At 50.9% G+C, this 12,744-nt stretch carries 15 protein-coding genes and 1 pseudogene; 2 read left to right on the forward strand and 14 right to left on the reverse strand.

The annotated features are described in order from the left end of the window. A pseudogene (locus ABOC97_RS21395) lies at nt 1–1,001 on the forward strand (Eco57I restriction-modification methylase domain-containing protein); the annotation flags it as partial. A 586-nt stretch (nt 1,002–1,587) separates the two neighbouring features. Beyond that, a complete protein-coding gene (locus ABOC97_RS21400) occupies nt 1,588–1,947 on the forward strand; it encodes a hypothetical protein (protein ID WP_001371750.1) in 360 nt (119 codons plus the stop codon). Here the strand turns inward: ABOC97_RS21400 and ABOC97_RS21405 are convergent. From ABOC97_RS21405 to ABOC97_RS21470, 14 genes are all read right to left on the reverse strand, one after another. Continuing rightward, a complete protein-coding gene (locus tag ABOC97_RS21405; RefSeq protein WP_174332560.1) occupies nt 1,940–2,482 on the reverse strand; it encodes a plasmid pRiA4b ORF-3 family protein in 543 nt (180 codons plus the stop codon). The two genes, ABOC97_RS21400 and ABOC97_RS21405, sit on opposite strands and share 8 nt — an antisense overlap. A gap of 120 nt (nt 2,483–2,602) precedes the next feature. Further along, complete coding sequence (locus ABOC97_RS21410; RefSeq protein WP_071786473.1) at nt 2,603–2,788, reverse strand: hypothetical protein; 186 nt, start codon at nt 2,786–2,788, stop codon at nt 2,603–2,605. A 232-nt stretch (nt 2,789–3,020) separates the two neighbouring features. After that, a complete protein-coding gene (locus tag ABOC97_RS21415; protein ID WP_251996795.1) occupies nt 3,021–3,632 on the reverse strand; it encodes a hypothetical protein in 612 nt (203 codons plus the stop codon). Between the two features lie 761 nt (nt 3,633–4,393). Beyond that, nucleotides 4,394–4,705 carry a PerC family transcriptional regulator gene (locus ABOC97_RS21420; protein ID WP_047721951.1) on the reverse strand — a complete coding sequence of 104 codons (312 nt, stop codon included), beginning with the start codon at nt 4,703–4,705 and terminating at the stop codon, nt 4,394–4,396. Between the two features lie 11 nt (nt 4,706–4,716). Beyond that, nucleotides 4,717–5,151 carry a single-stranded DNA-binding protein gene (locus ABOC97_RS21425; protein WP_033144719.1) on the reverse strand — a complete coding sequence of 145 codons (435 nt, stop codon included), beginning with the start codon at nt 5,149–5,151 and terminating at the stop codon, nt 4,717–4,719. A 338-nt stretch (nt 5,152–5,489) separates the two neighbouring features. Beyond that, nucleotides 5,490–8,261, reverse strand: a complete 2,772-nt coding sequence (locus tag ABOC97_RS21430; RefSeq protein ID WP_349601609.1) for a DUF927 domain-containing protein — start codon at nt 8,259–8,261, stop codon at nt 5,490–5,492. 13 nt (nt 8,262–8,274) lie between these two features. Beyond that, a complete protein-coding gene (locus ABOC97_RS21435) occupies nt 8,275–8,901 on the reverse strand; it encodes a hypothetical protein (RefSeq protein WP_349601611.1) in 627 nt (208 codons plus the stop codon). Further along, on the reverse strand, nt 8,898–9,119 hold the full coding sequence (locus tag ABOC97_RS21440; protein WP_001651014.1) for a hypothetical protein: 222 nt from the start codon (nt 9,117–9,119) through the stop codon (nt 8,898–8,900). Before ABOC97_RS21440 ends, ABOC97_RS21435 begins: the two co-directional genes overlap by 4 nt. Continuing rightward, complete coding sequence (locus ABOC97_RS21445; protein ID WP_103786846.1) at nt 9,116–9,379, reverse strand: nicotinic acetylcholine receptor subunit beta; 264 nt, start codon at nt 9,377–9,379, stop codon at nt 9,116–9,118. The genes ABOC97_RS21440 and ABOC97_RS21445 overlap by 4 nt, the downstream gene beginning before the upstream one ends. Further along, nucleotides 9,376–10,194: a host cell division inhibitor Icd-like protein gene (locus ABOC97_RS21450; RefSeq protein WP_349601613.1), complete on the reverse strand. Its 819-nt coding sequence runs from the start codon at nt 10,192–10,194 to the stop codon at nt 9,376–9,378. The genes ABOC97_RS21445 and ABOC97_RS21450 overlap by 4 nt, the downstream gene beginning before the upstream one ends. Then, on the reverse strand, nt 10,187–11,029 hold the full coding sequence (locus tag ABOC97_RS21455; RefSeq protein ID WP_349601615.1) for an antA/AntB antirepressor family protein: 843 nt from the start codon (nt 11,027–11,029) through the stop codon (nt 10,187–10,189). Before ABOC97_RS21455 ends, ABOC97_RS21450 begins: the two co-directional genes overlap by 8 nt. Before the next feature lie 13 nt (nt 11,030–11,042). Beyond that, a complete protein-coding gene (locus ABOC97_RS21460) occupies nt 11,043–11,477 on the reverse strand; it encodes a hypothetical protein (protein ID WP_033144712.1) in 435 nt (144 codons plus the stop codon). Then, nucleotides 11,477–11,677, reverse strand: coding sequence for a helix-turn-helix transcriptional regulator (locus ABOC97_RS21465; RefSeq protein ID WP_033144711.1), 201 nt, complete (start codon nt 11,675–11,677; stop codon nt 11,477–11,479). Before ABOC97_RS21465 ends, ABOC97_RS21460 begins: the two co-directional genes overlap by 1 nt. Before the next feature lie 119 nt (nt 11,678–11,796). Continuing rightward, nucleotides 11,797–12,708, reverse strand: coding sequence for a hypothetical protein (locus ABOC97_RS21470; protein ID WP_071993571.1), 912 nt, complete (start codon nt 12,706–12,708; stop codon nt 11,797–11,799). Between the last annotated feature and the right edge of the window lie 36 nt (nt 12,709–12,744).

Genomic DNA, 12,744 nt, shown 5'->3' on the forward strand with positions numbered 1-12,744 from the left:
TCGATGTGTTTGCGGGAAAAAAATCGGCCCAGATCCGCGAAATTTTAATCAGCGAGTCAGCTTGGGAAGAAATGACCTGCTTATTCGCACCTTCCTTAGCACCAGACCGATTTGAAGCGATAAAATATCTATCCCGTCAATGCTCCTGGACCAAGGGCAGGAAAGGAATTACAACCGACCTTAACGGTGTTTTCTTCGTACCTATCCTGAAGGTGAATGAAAATCATGTTCAAATTCGAAGCCGACCAGAGGCTGGTAAAAAAGATATAGGCCCAGTTAAGCAGGCTTGGGTAGAGGCTACAGATCTTTACCCCCTCATTAAGGGGGCAGGCGATTTTGATGAGTGCTATCTCAAAATCAATGCGCCTGATTTTGACAATAAAGACCGTCTTTTCACATTTGTTCCCAATACTGGGATATCAACTGCCGATTATGCAGAAGCAGAAGAACGCCTAAATAAGCATGAGCTTAGAAAGACTGCAGCTTGGTTTGATTCATTTGAACCAGTTCTGCAAGCACGTTCAACTTATCGCAGACAAATGAAAGGTGCACCTTTCCATGCCGTATATAACGTTGGTGATTACACATTTAAGCCATGGAAGGTCATCTGGCCTGAAATGTCTTCGTCATTCTATGCTGCTGTAGCCGGAAGTGCCAATGTACCTCTAGTAGGAACACGCCCTTACGTACCTGATCATAAGGTCTATTTTTCAGCCTTTGATGACAAAGAAACAGCCTATTATCTGTGTGGACTATTGAATTCTCAAACTGTTCAGGAGTGGATTGATGCACATAATGTTTCAATACAGGTTGCTGATGTGTTTAAGCATTTAGATTTACCTAAATTCCAAAGTGATAACAATCTACATGTTCGTCTCGCTGAACAAGTCATGTCCGCTCACCAAGAGCACAACAAAGACACACGTAAATCTATCATCAGCGAAATCAAAATGTTGGCGGAAGATATACTGACAAAATGGAGTAAACAACTTCCGGGATAATCTATAAATCAGTATCTACAGGACAGGAACTATTTAACGCAACTATGATAAGACGCATCGCGGAAGCGTCTTATCATTTTGCCCTCTTCCAACTACTCGTACGCCCTCGCATTACAGAGGCCTTCGATTATGTTTAAAAATTTGTAGACTTTCACACAAGGATGCTTTTGTTGCTAATTTAGCTAAAACAGCAGCTTTTTTTGTAGTGCCCCCAGCTCGGGTTAGCATGCAACAAAACCAGCTAACTCGAAAAAAATGGCAGAGCATCACTGTAGATAAACGTTGACGAAAATTACTTACACATGCAGTTACACGCGAAAAACCATGATGTAAGCAAAGGGAGTTTTTTAACATAACTTATTGATTTTGATGGTGCGATAATAGGAACAACACATATAGGTTATAACCTTTGTTTTTGTTGGTTTTTTATTGTTCAGTTTTTATAGATACCCCCAAAAGTACCCCCATATCTTTTTCCGCCCCTGAAATTTGATTGTTATTCATACAGCATATCAGGCGGTAACGCTCTCCCTTTAACCCACTTATTGTATGATAGTGCTATCCCACAATAAGGAATCAGCCAGCCATGAGAATGACCAGCCGTAAAAAAGAGATACTCAGTTATTTTGAGCCGGATAACCTAGAATGGGTGACAGGTGAGATTGGTGCGCCGCCGTTCGATGTGTCGGGCGTGGCCTACCTGCTTCATGGCATGGTGTCGTTCGATAAGCGCCACCAGCTCGAATCAACCCGGCGCACACTGGAAAGCATGGTTGCTGGTGGACTGCTTGAGCGGGTGACAGTGTATGAATCGCGTCAGGTACGGCGCGGCGGTGAGACTAACGCAACGGTCGTGCGCTACGGTTTACCCGGTCACTGCGCTGTTATGCGCGATACTGGCGGCGCTGATAACGCAATATCAGGCGAATACATGCGGGTCAGTTAAGAGCCTGCAATCTGTCGTTAATGTTGTTCAGGTCGTAAACCCGGCGTTCAATATCCAGCATCAGGAAATCGTGGATCTCGGCCTGTTCAGGATTATCAGACTCTCTGGCCTGTAAGAGCAATTCATTGTAACCATGCAAACCACCCGAATTTTCCGCCGGGGTAGTGCCCTTCCCGCGCAAACAGCTAACAGGCTGGATACTGGTATCATGTGTTTGCTTCTCCAGCACAACAAGGCAATCCCACCAGTCGCCAAAGTCATACGTGTAAACCAGCCTGTCCCCCTCATTCTGGAGCGCCGCCCATAGTGGCGTGATTGCCGCGTTACCCATGCTTTCATCCTCACCCCATACGCGATACTCGCTACCGGGATCACCTTTACGACCTTTCTCGAACATATACAGATGTTCGTCATTCCAGCCAAAAGCCAACTGGATCACCGCGTGAAGTTCACTAAAGGGGATTTGCTCTGGAACCAGCACACGCCGCCATATTGGTGGTTTGCTGTCTCGGATGGTTATCTTTAGCTGGTACATGCAAATCCTGAATAAATGCGAATCGGAAGGATAACGATACTGACGCACTCACAATTCTGTAAAGGTGAATAAAGGTAATTTGCTTAATACGCATAAGTTACATGCGGAATAATCCCGTATCTACCTGCGCGGCGCTGGCTTCCTCCACTGGTAGGCGGGTGATCGCATCATTTCGCGGAATTTGTCACGCCGGGCTATATCGGCATTAACTGAGCGTTCTATCTCCCGTTGATCTGCCGGGGTTAGCTGGTGGCCTTCGTGCTCCAGTTTGGCGGTGGTCAATAAAGCTATTTCGCGTGGTGTCATACGTCATACCCATCTGGAAGGATGAAACACGCCCGGATTAAATTTTATTTTTCGCGGGTATAAACATTCGATGAGGCGGGCAGTCCTTAAGGCTCAGGGTTGCAGAGATTTGGCCTCCCCCTCCCGGTGATAGTTTATTGCTTGATGTGGACGGCTTGCTATATTGGCGGCGAATGCAAATTGTCGCAGAAGTCTATCCCGTTCCTTGACGCCCCGTGCGGGCGTTTTGCTTTTACAAAGTCAGGCCAATGCCTCTGGCTGCTTTCCCCGTCTTACGCTCAATCACGCCCGTGATTCTATCTACTACCGGACTGAATGCCTGCCAGTAAGCCATCTCCATTGCTGACAACTCTGCCCGCTTCCTGTCAAACGTAGCCCAGCGCATCCCCTTTGGTTTCGGGAACATGCGAATGTCATTAAACAGATTATTGGTAAGGTCATTGTTGCCCCAAATCGCGTATCGCTGCTGGCGTATCTTCATGCGCATCCTGTCCAGTCTATCGGCGCTCTGGCTTTTGTAGTGGAGCTTCCAGCATTCCCGGCAGCCAATATCTTTTTTACCGATATACAGCTTTGCAGCCCGTTTCATACAGTGGGGACAAACGTACCATTCCCGCACGCCATATCCGGCTTGTGTGGTCGTGGTTCTGATTACCCGTGTAACGCCGTTGATTGTCATGGCGTAGCTGTCGGCTTGCCGGAAGGTATACAACGTTCCGCTTTCGGTCTGGGTATAAAGCTGCGTACCCGGTTCAGCATCCGCCAGCCTGCTACGCATGTTCGCAAGGAATGGCAACCCTATACGGGGCAGGTCGGTGGTATAGCTGCGCGTTCTGTCTCTCACTGGCTGGCCTCCTGCGAATTACTGCGCATTAGCTGCGAATTGTGCGCAAATTGAATACGAAATAATATGTGTATTTTAGTGTAAATTGCGCACCAGTTTTGCAATTTCACATCAATAAAACCAGTAACTGCGCGGGTTTCAGGATGGTTTGCGCATTGGTATCCGTTTCGTTTTGCGCAGATATTTTGTTAACTGCGCAATTCGCAATTTACTGCGCAATGCGCGGGTTTCGTATTCGGAGGATTTTCCACTTTGCGTACTGAGCACAACTGTAGAAAACTAGATATGATGCGCCTTACAGGCTGATAGGCAACTGCGAATTGGTTTCATATTGCGCAATTTTGCGCACCTGTGAATACTGGCGAGAACTCAACTTTTCTCAACCAATTCCTGCGCAATTTACTGCGCCCAAAACCTTAGCAAAACTTAGCATATCCGTGGTGCTACCAACTGCGAATGGACTAATCTGCGCCTGTAATATCAGTCCTCTCCGCTATTTTGCGAATTCGCATTTCGTTCTGCGCAATTTACGACGCATTCGCAATGCCGCCGTTAGAATTCGTCAGATGGTACGCACGCTGAATGCGCAGTTTTGCTGCGTACCTGACTGCGTACTGCGAACCAATGGCGCGAACCAGAATATTTTTGACAACCTAAATCACGTTCTGGCTTCCAGCCCACGACTGGCGCGGGTTTAGCGCTACTAGGGTTTAAAATCTGTCAAGAACAGTCCAGAATTTACAGCCGTTCTGGTGCGAACCTTACTGCGAACTGTCGCTCCCGCTGGTGGTCTGTCGTTGCTTCTTACCGCCATTTAACCGGAAGGCGTTACCGTTCGGTTGCGCTATCCCCATGCGGTGTTGTGTCTCAGTGACTGCTTTATGCAGATCGCCGTAATCATCGGTTTTCACTGGCGGGCGCTTCACGTTCGTCAGACACGTATCACGTCGCTGCTTTACCCATTCCCGATCATCGTCCTCAGCACAAAGCATCATGACTTCCTGCCAGCGCGTCGCAGCCCTGCGATACAGCCCCTTTGCTTCCAGAGCCTCTGCTTTACTATCGTTGACCATGCTTATCTCCCTCAGAATGGCGTTTCATCGTCGAATGGTGGGCGCTGGTCGTATTCATCACGGGATGGCTGCTGCGCACGTCTCAGCGCGTCCGTTGCCTGTCCCTGCTGTCCTGCCTTCCCGCCGGGGCGTACCGTTCTGGCGCTGATCACACTGTCGGCTACTACCTGATACCCCTGCTGTGTACCGCCGTCCTGCCCTGTCCACTGGTTGAGTTGCATATTGCCTGCCACGCTCACAAGGTCGCCTTTCTGGTGTTTAGCCAGCGCATCGGCCTGCTTTCCAAAAGCAATAACGCCCAGCCAGAAGGTTGACTCTCCCGCCTCTGCCGCATTGCACGGAAGCGCCACCGCCAGCCGCGCCATTGTCATACTTGTTCCGCTGTTGGTCGTTCTGGTCTGTGGGTCGGCCACCAGCCGCCCGTAGGCTGAAATTTGTGCTGTCATTCTTTAGCCTCTCTCATTTCGTTTCGATTTTTTTATATAGTAAGCGCAAATAGTGTTGGTTCAGTTGGTTCAGTTGGTTCACGGGCTTGCAAGCCGCGCCATTACTGGGTTTTGCTGAACCAACATTTGTGATTTCGTGTTGGTTCAGTCGCCTGCTTTGTTGGTTCAGTGCCAGCCAGTGAGTAATCTCGTCTTTTGTGGTGTTGGTTCAAAATGAGTATTTGTTGGTTCAGTGTTGGTTCAGATATCTGATAAAAAACCTTAAAAAACAATGATACTTACAAATTGAACCAACTGAACTAACTGAACCAACACCAAAACTACGTATGTGAATAAAATTACTCTTCTGGCTGGCAACTCTCCGGCATGTAGTGGATCACGTAGACATTGAATTGCCGCCCATTGATACGAGGGGATTTACGCTGGTAGCCTCTGCCACTGGCTGGAGGCGTCAGCATTCCGGCATTCTTTATCGTCTCGGCAAACTGTTTTGCATTAAACCCCCTGGCTATCTCACCCTCAAACGCAGCCGGGAAAGTGTAGAAAATCATTGGATCAGCATCATGATTTCCCTTTGCCCGGTATCCGGCAAGGTCTCGAATAGGCAAATCTGACTGGTCGTAAGGGAAAGGCGCGTATCTGCTCAGGCCATGCGCATTCAGAAACGCCTCGCACTGTTCAACGATCTGCTGGTGCTCTTTGTTTCCCGTGCCGAACTCGCGTACCCATGCGTTGTAGCTGTGCTGTATCGCATCACGGCAGGCCTGCACGTCCCATCCGGTCACAACGCTGCCCAATATCAATGCGGCTTCCAGAATGGCAAACCGCGCCCCTACACGGTGAACCTGTTCGCCATAGTCGGCAGGTATCAGGCTGCGCCAGCGGGCTTCACACTCCCGCACGGTATCAATGGCCTGTTGCTGGTGGTTAGCCAGCCACTTGATCCACTCCCGCCCCGCTGCGCCGTGGTGGTGCTGATATGCGTCTTTCAGTGCGTCGGCATGTTGTTTGCCGTTTTGGTGATCGTGAAAGCGCACCGCCTTACTCAGCGGGATATTCAGCAGGCGCACCAGTTGCCCGGCTTTGGTCTTGCGTCCGGCTGTGGCTATGAAGGTTTCTAAGTCCATTTCCCCGGTACTGATCGCCACGGTGCGCCAGCGCTTTAAATCACGGTTGCCGCCTTCCTTCGCCCCCTGCAATTTCCCCACGCCGTTAAACAGCGCGTAAGCAGACTGTGACACGCTTACCGGGTCTGCCCCTTGTCCGACCTCATCCAGTGGCATCAGCCCGTCATTGTGTGCTGCGGCTTCGTTCGCCAGCCCCAGCGCCGTGCCGTACCACGTCAGGCGTAGTAAGTCCGGATTGCCGTATAAGCTGCTCGCCACGTTCGCCGTGGTGGTTTTACCCGCGCTCGATTGCTCATAGAAGTGAATGCCGAATCCGTCAGCGCCAGCCAGCCCGATTAACGGTGCTGCCAGTGCGGCGGCAATGCCCGTCATCATCGCGTAGTTACCGTATGCCAGACGCGCAACACTGTTACGCCAGCTCTCTGAGGTTCCCGCCACGGTGTACCCGGCAGCGGCAGAACTGCGGCCACTGAATAAAACGGGTTGCGCAGGTGCGCCGATTATCTCCCCATCCGGCATGATGTATGCCCCGCACTGCCAGCCAGTAGCGTGAGCAACACGCCACAATTCACGGGAGCCGCTACGCTGTAGCCAGTCGGCCAGAATCGCCCGTAAGCTGCTTTTCGTGGTGACATTAACCCCGCCCGCTTTCAGGGTGCGCCAGCCTTCGCGCTCCCCGATATCAGCCAGGGGGATAGCCGCTGTTGTCGGTATGCCTGCGCCAAAGGCCAGCCAGCGCAGTATCAGATACTGATCCTTATCGTCCCGCCCGGTGCCAATAACGTCCATCGGTGAGGCCAGCCAGCTTTCATTGTTGATAATCTCGCCGCTTTCCTTGTCCACTTTAGGCGTGATCCAGTAAACGCCATCTTTGCGGCTCTCAATGCGCGGTTTTAGCGGGTCTTTCTCTGGCTGGTCAGTTTTACCGCCCTCAATGGCCTGTAGTTGTGGTTTCACGCATTCCCCCTGCGGCTGGTACATCGAATCATTAAACGCAGCCGTAGCGACTTCCAGCCCGTGTTGCTGGTGGTAGTCGTTCCAGTCAGCTTTGCTGTCAGTCGGTGGCAGCGATACCCAGCCAGCCACGGATAAAGCCGCTTTCTCTGCGGCCTCCTTCCCGATGTTGGTGGCTCCGGTTTCGGAGGCTGCTGTAGGGTGGTCGTTATCTGCGGCGATAATAATTTGCGACTGCGGGTGTTTCCGGCGCATTACTCCGGCAACGTGGATCAGGTTCCCGGCGTCAATTGCCGCCACTGTGAGCGCGTCAGGCCGCATCTGGTGAACGGACAGGGCGGTAGCCAGCCCCTCGGCAATTAAAACGCTCTGCGGCGCTTCTGGCGCGTTTACGGCGTGATATGCCCCGCGTTTCGCCGAACCTTTCAGAAGTTGCTTCTCTCCCTGTGGGGTGATGGTCTGCGCCGCCGCCACTGCGCCGGATTCGTCCACCAGATCCAGCAATAACGAACCATCCGGCATAACCGGATAGTTAAACCCGGTCAGCCCTTTTGATTGCAGGTACTCAGATTCGCCCTGCATGACGCTCTGGCGCATTCCGGCATACAGACGGGCAAACGTAGCCCTTCGCTGCTCTGCGTCCTCTGCTGCCTGTTGCTGGCGCTCCTGTTCACGCTGCTGGAGGTCAGCTTCCAGTTGTTCCCTTCTCTGGCTCGCTATTGCCGGGTCGGTTTGCGCTGCCCGGTAATCAATACCCAGCACATCAGCGGCAAGCTGTGCCGCCTCCGTAGTGTCGCAGTTGTTCACTTTCTTAATCAGGTCTAAGCCGTCGCCAGTGCCACACTGGTTGCAGATAAAGCTGCCGCGCCCGTTATCATCGAACCGGAAGCGATCCGTACCACCACATGCAGGGCAGGGGGCATGGCGGCGTGATGAATCAGGCACGTTGATAGACAGGCCAGCCAGCACATAAGGCCAGTTACCAGCGGCGGCGGTAGTCACTTCGCGGATAAGGTCGATATTACGCATTCGTGCTCCTCCCTCAGTGCGCCAGCGGCATTTCAGGCCAGCCATTTTCATCCAGATCAGCAATGAAGTGATCGTGTAGCTCTGCCAGCGTTTCACGTCCGAACGGGGTCAGCTCGCCGCGCTCCGTATCCAGCATGGCCTGATAAAACACAATGGCTTTTTCCGTACCCTGTTCGACGCCGTATCGCTCAATCATTGCGCCCTCGATGTTGCTCGCCATCGCAAGACGTTCCGCGAACGGATAAACCGGAAGTGCCGCTTTGCCATTGGAGTAAATCGCTACCTGCGATGATGTGCCGTCAGACTCAGTAACGGAGGTTGTGCCGTTCTCGCGCTTCATTTCAGCAACGAAACAGGCCGCAATCAGCCAGCGCCACATAGTGACGTTATGCTGCGCGGTAAAGTCGAACCAGCCACGCGCCCCGCCATCAGCAACGGCAAAATGGATGGCGTATCCGATATTTGGCGTATCGTCGTACTCTCCGGCATCAAGGCGGTTTACCGCGCTCTCGTAGCTGATAAGAGCAACCTGCTCAAATCCCCCGGCATCATTGCGGGTCATGATATTGACGCCGTGCGGTGTGGCTTCTGCGTGGAACAGGTCGGGATTTCCCGGTTTAATGGTCAGTATATTGCTCATGCTTTGCCCTCCCGATATTCACGCATTACATGGTCAGCCAGCTTGCTTTCAGCCTCGCTCATTGCTTCGGGTACACCGTGTAACAGCGTCAGAATGGAACCAATCAGGCGCGGTAAATCGGGATCTGTTTTATTGGTGGTGCTCTCCAGCCACATGGATAAAACAGCCTGTGCCTGTTCAATCTGGCAGGCAGCATCAATCAGTTGTAACTGGCTCATGCGCTGGCCTCCGCATCAATTCTGGCTATATCGATAATCGTCAGGACTTTACTCAACCAGCAATACACGATAGCGGCTTGTTCATCGTCGAGTTGAGTGACTAAATCGGTCATAACGTGAGCCAGTCCATCGCGGGCGCGGGTCATCCGTTCTGCTGTACGGTCTGCAAGCGTAAAATCATCCGGGTAAGCCTGCTCGCGGGATAACATCGCTTCGGCTTCAAGCTCGGACGGATGGCGGTATAAAGCGTTAATGTTCATGCGGCCACCTCCAGACGGATACGGCCTGCAAAGAAACAGACGTGATCCTGCGCCAGAGTGCGGCGGGCTTCGCGCTCAGTTTCAGCAGCAATGTGATGGATTTTGGCGGTAATTGTCGGCATATCGCGGCGAACGGCTGCGATTAACCAGATAAATTGTGGATTTTGGGTAGGGGTAGTAGCCATGATGGCAGCCTCCTTTGTGTATAAGGAGTCACCACCTGAGTTTCCACGCTCTAAAGGGGTGGTGACGTTAACGGGGGTGGAAATACCGGACACAAAGGAAACCGGCCTGCCTTTCGGCAGCCCCGCCAACGCCACCATAGATACATTGCAGGCATTGCCGCTGAATTGGTGTGCGCTATGGCACGACACAAAAAAAGACGCTATTGGCGTCTGTGTCGCCTTTATGTTCAACGGGTTTCCACGCCCGGCACCAGATTTTGCTGGTGCGCTATAACCATAAACCGGGTTGGCGATAGTCGGCAAGCCCTTTTTTATGGACTCCAGAAACTCACTTCCGTGCTTGCGCGTACTGGTGCATAAATTCCCCGCATCTCGTGGTGATGTCAGAAAAATCTTCCCGCCTCGTGTAGTGATGATGGAAAAATCTTCCTCGCGTAGTGACCCCCAATAAATCTTCGTGCGCGTACTGGTCTCGAAACTCTCCTCGTCACCACGACGAGAAAATGAGGAGCTGGCATTAGCTGGCACTGTTATGCCAGCTTTACCCTCATGCGTGTGCGCGATCCCGCGCAAGGTACACATCAGGCCAGCCAGGGGAAAGGCTTTATTCTGGACGGCGGCATTAAGCATGATTAGCCCCCAGATGTTTAGCTAACCAGCGCTGAGAGAGGCGGATTAGCTCGGCTTTACGCAGGTCATATCCCATACCCATATCAATCAGCGTAATGTTGGTACTCTCCAGGTAGGTGAGGTGTTCCAGTTGCCCGGCGTTCATGCTGTCGCGTGGTTCGCCAGTAATGCTATTCGCCTGCGCCCACTGCTTCGCCGTCATGCCACCCAAAACAATGCGGGCGATCATGTTGCTCTCGTTGCTGTAGTGGCGAGCCTGCGTCTGTTTACCCTGTTCTGCGCGGGCGCTTTCCAGTGCTACGCACATCGGTTTAAACAGGTTGGCGGCACCGATACGGGCTTTGAGCTGGCGGCGATACTGAGCGGCAATCTCTGGCACGCTGCGCTGTAGGGCTTCTTCACACTGAATAAAGTAACGGCGAACGGCGCGACCTTGTTCGTTTCGCTCAACCATTGCCAGTTCTTTAGCCATTCCCAGAGAAAGGCCATAATCTTTACTGCGACGGTCGCCGCCACGCTTTGTCACCCATCCGGGGCTACCCTGTTCAAAATTTGAACTTTGATTCCTGAAATCTGAGGAATCAAAAACCACGTAATCAGCACTCAGGCTAAAGCCATATTCATCAATGCGTAGTTTGATCCAGGTTGAAAAGTCGTTACCTACTCCAAGCGCTTTATGCAGTGCCTTAGCGCTAACAATACTGGCCTCACGCCCGCCAATTTGACCGGAAATAACGGGGACAATCGCGGCAAAGTCATTATTGCTATGTTCGCCTTGGCAAGTGTTGTATTGTGGGGCGGCCTCCGAATTGAATCGGCTTTTTTCGATAGTCATGTTTTCGGCTCCGTTATGCGGCGTTAAACGCGTTCGGGTAGAGGTTCAGAATGTCAGTAATATCCTGCTGAGATAACCCGTGATGTTCATTAATGGCGGCATTATGGTTCACAAGTTGGATCACCTTGAGAACGTCGCCACGGCAAGAAAAGCGGTAGCGCAGGTGTGCGCCGATACCATCCGGGTTTTTCTCGTCGATACGCTCTAGTTGAATATCAAGCTGGCGCTCCAACTCAGACGCATAATTACGCCCGGATGAAAGACGGCAATAGCGCAGGATGTCATTCTCTGTCCATCCCTCTACACCAGTGCGCAGCATATAGACGCGGGCGCGGTGCTTCTTTGGGATACGCTTAGGTACTTGTACAGGGCTGGTGGTCGGCGTAATATCAGACGTGCGAATATCTGAGTTAGCCGCCTGCTGTACGGGGCGGTTTTTCTTTTCCATTACGCCACCTCGCCACGTGACTCAGTGATGCGCTGATTAATCCATTCGTCAATTTCACTTTCAATAAAAGCGATAGAGCGGGAACCAATTTTAATTGCTGCGGGGAAACGTTTCTCGCTCATAAGGCGATATAACCACGCCTTACTATAGCCAGTACGCTTTTGTACTTCATGAAAACGAATTAGAGACGGTTGTGACATGTAACCCCCAGTTTAACTAATGCGCCCTTGTTAGACGCTGATAGACAACGGGTGAAGGTTACCTTTGTAGATATCACGACTTCGGAATATTCCAACACACTCCTGGAATATTCCACTTTTCATTTCTTATCGAGATCGACGCCTCGTAGCCATTTGTCGATGGTTTTTCCTGATGGAAGTTTAAGCCCGAGCGTATCAAAATCCTTATTGATTTCACTTTGACTGTTATCAAAGTGCTTTCGGGGGTTGTTTATAACATCTTCATCTTTATAACAAAGATAAAGCAATGATTTAATCAGTTTAGCCATCGACGTTAATGTTTTATTTCCAACACTTTCCGTTACGACATTTTTAATCCGGGCAGATTCATCAGCTAGGCCAAAGAGATCAATCTTCATCCCACCATTGATTAGAATATCCAACTCATCCGCCATTATAACAAAATCGTCTGATGAGAATGTCTTCGCCTCATAAAAACAAGGACCACTCACATCAAATCCTTCCGTTGAAAACCCCCACCCCTCGGTATTTTTATTCAAGTTATTTCGCGGATGTATAAGTTGAAAAATCTCAGCTTTTTTGGAGTTCTCGAACGCAGGTAATGTTAGTTCGGTATGTGGGATAGCAAACCATCCCTTAACATTATCGGCCCAGCATGGCTGATCATCCTCGGCAGTGAAGAAATAAGCATTAGAGTCCATAGATATAAGATTATATTTAGAGGAATAATGCATAGTAAAACCTTCTGGATTGTCATTTAACTCATCTAATAAATCATCAGATAGAGAGGCATAAAAATAACAAGCGCTATCTGATTTTTTGCTCTCCTCATAATGTACGCAGAGTTGTAATACGCCAATTGCTGCATAGTGCAGAAGGTCTTCAACTTCACAACCTGATTTTTTAGCGGCTTGTTGAAGGGTATAATATTCCCTCTTTGGTAATGCCATATCGCCACCTCGCGCCCCCTGATTTTGGCGGCTATGCCAGCCCGCAGAGGTGTACGGGTTTTCGGGGATCAGCCTAGACATAGCCTATTCTTTGTTCGTCTACAGAAGTCTACCCGC

The organism is Kluyvera huaxiensis, assembly GCF_040149365.1.
Classification (GTDB): domain Bacteria; phylum Pseudomonadota; class Gammaproteobacteria; order Enterobacterales; family Enterobacteriaceae; genus Kluyvera; species Kluyvera intermedia_A.

Coding starts and splice junctions, on each gene's coding strand:
- ABOC97_RS21400 (WP_001371750.1), top strand. CDS start 1,588: ATGAGAATGACCAGCCGTAAAAAAGAGATACTCAGTTATTTTGAGCCG.
- ABOC97_RS21405 (WP_174332560.1), bottom strand. CDS start 2,482: ATGTACCAGCTAAAGATAACCATCCGAGACAGCAAACCACCAATATGG.
- ABOC97_RS21410 (WP_071786473.1), bottom strand. CDS start 2,788: ATGACACCACGCGAAATAGCTTTATTGACCACCGCCAAACTGGAGCAC.
- ABOC97_RS21420 (WP_047721951.1), bottom strand. CDS start 4,705: ATGGTCAACGATAGTAAAGCAGAGGCTCTGGAAGCAAAGGGGCTGTAT.
- ABOC97_RS21425 (WP_033144719.1), bottom strand. CDS start 5,151: ATGACAGCACAAATTTCAGCCTACGGGCGGCTGGTGGCCGACCCACAG.
- ABOC97_RS21430 (WP_349601609.1), bottom strand. CDS start 8,261: ATGCGTAATATCGACCTTATCCGCGAAGTGACTACCGCCGCCGCTGGT.
- ABOC97_RS21435 (WP_349601611.1), bottom strand. CDS start 8,901: ATGAGCAATATACTGACCATTAAACCGGGAAATCCCGACCTGTTCCAC.
- ABOC97_RS21440 (WP_001651014.1), bottom strand. CDS start 9,119: ATGAGCCAGTTACAACTGATTGATGCTGCCTGCCAGATTGAACAGGCA.
- ABOC97_RS21445 (WP_103786846.1), bottom strand. CDS start 9,379: ATGAACATTAACGCTTTATACCGCCATCCGTCCGAGCTTGAAGCCGAA.
- ABOC97_RS21450 (WP_349601613.1), bottom strand. CDS start 10,194: ATGCTTAATGCCGCCGTCCAGAATAAAGCCTTTCCCCTGGCTGGCCTG.
- ABOC97_RS21455 (WP_349601615.1), bottom strand. CDS start 11,029: ATGACTATCGAAAAAAGCCGATTCAATTCGGAGGCCGCCCCACAATAC.
- ABOC97_RS21460 (WP_033144712.1), bottom strand. CDS start 11,477: ATGGAAAAGAAAAACCGCCCCGTACAGCAGGCGGCTAACTCAGATATT.
- ABOC97_RS21465 (WP_033144711.1), bottom strand. CDS start 11,677: ATGTCACAACCGTCTCTAATTCGTTTTCATGAAGTACAAAAGCGTACT.
- ABOC97_RS21470 (WP_071993571.1), bottom strand. CDS start 12,708: ATGTCTAGGCTGATCCCCGAAAACCCGTACACCTCTGCGGGCTGGCAT.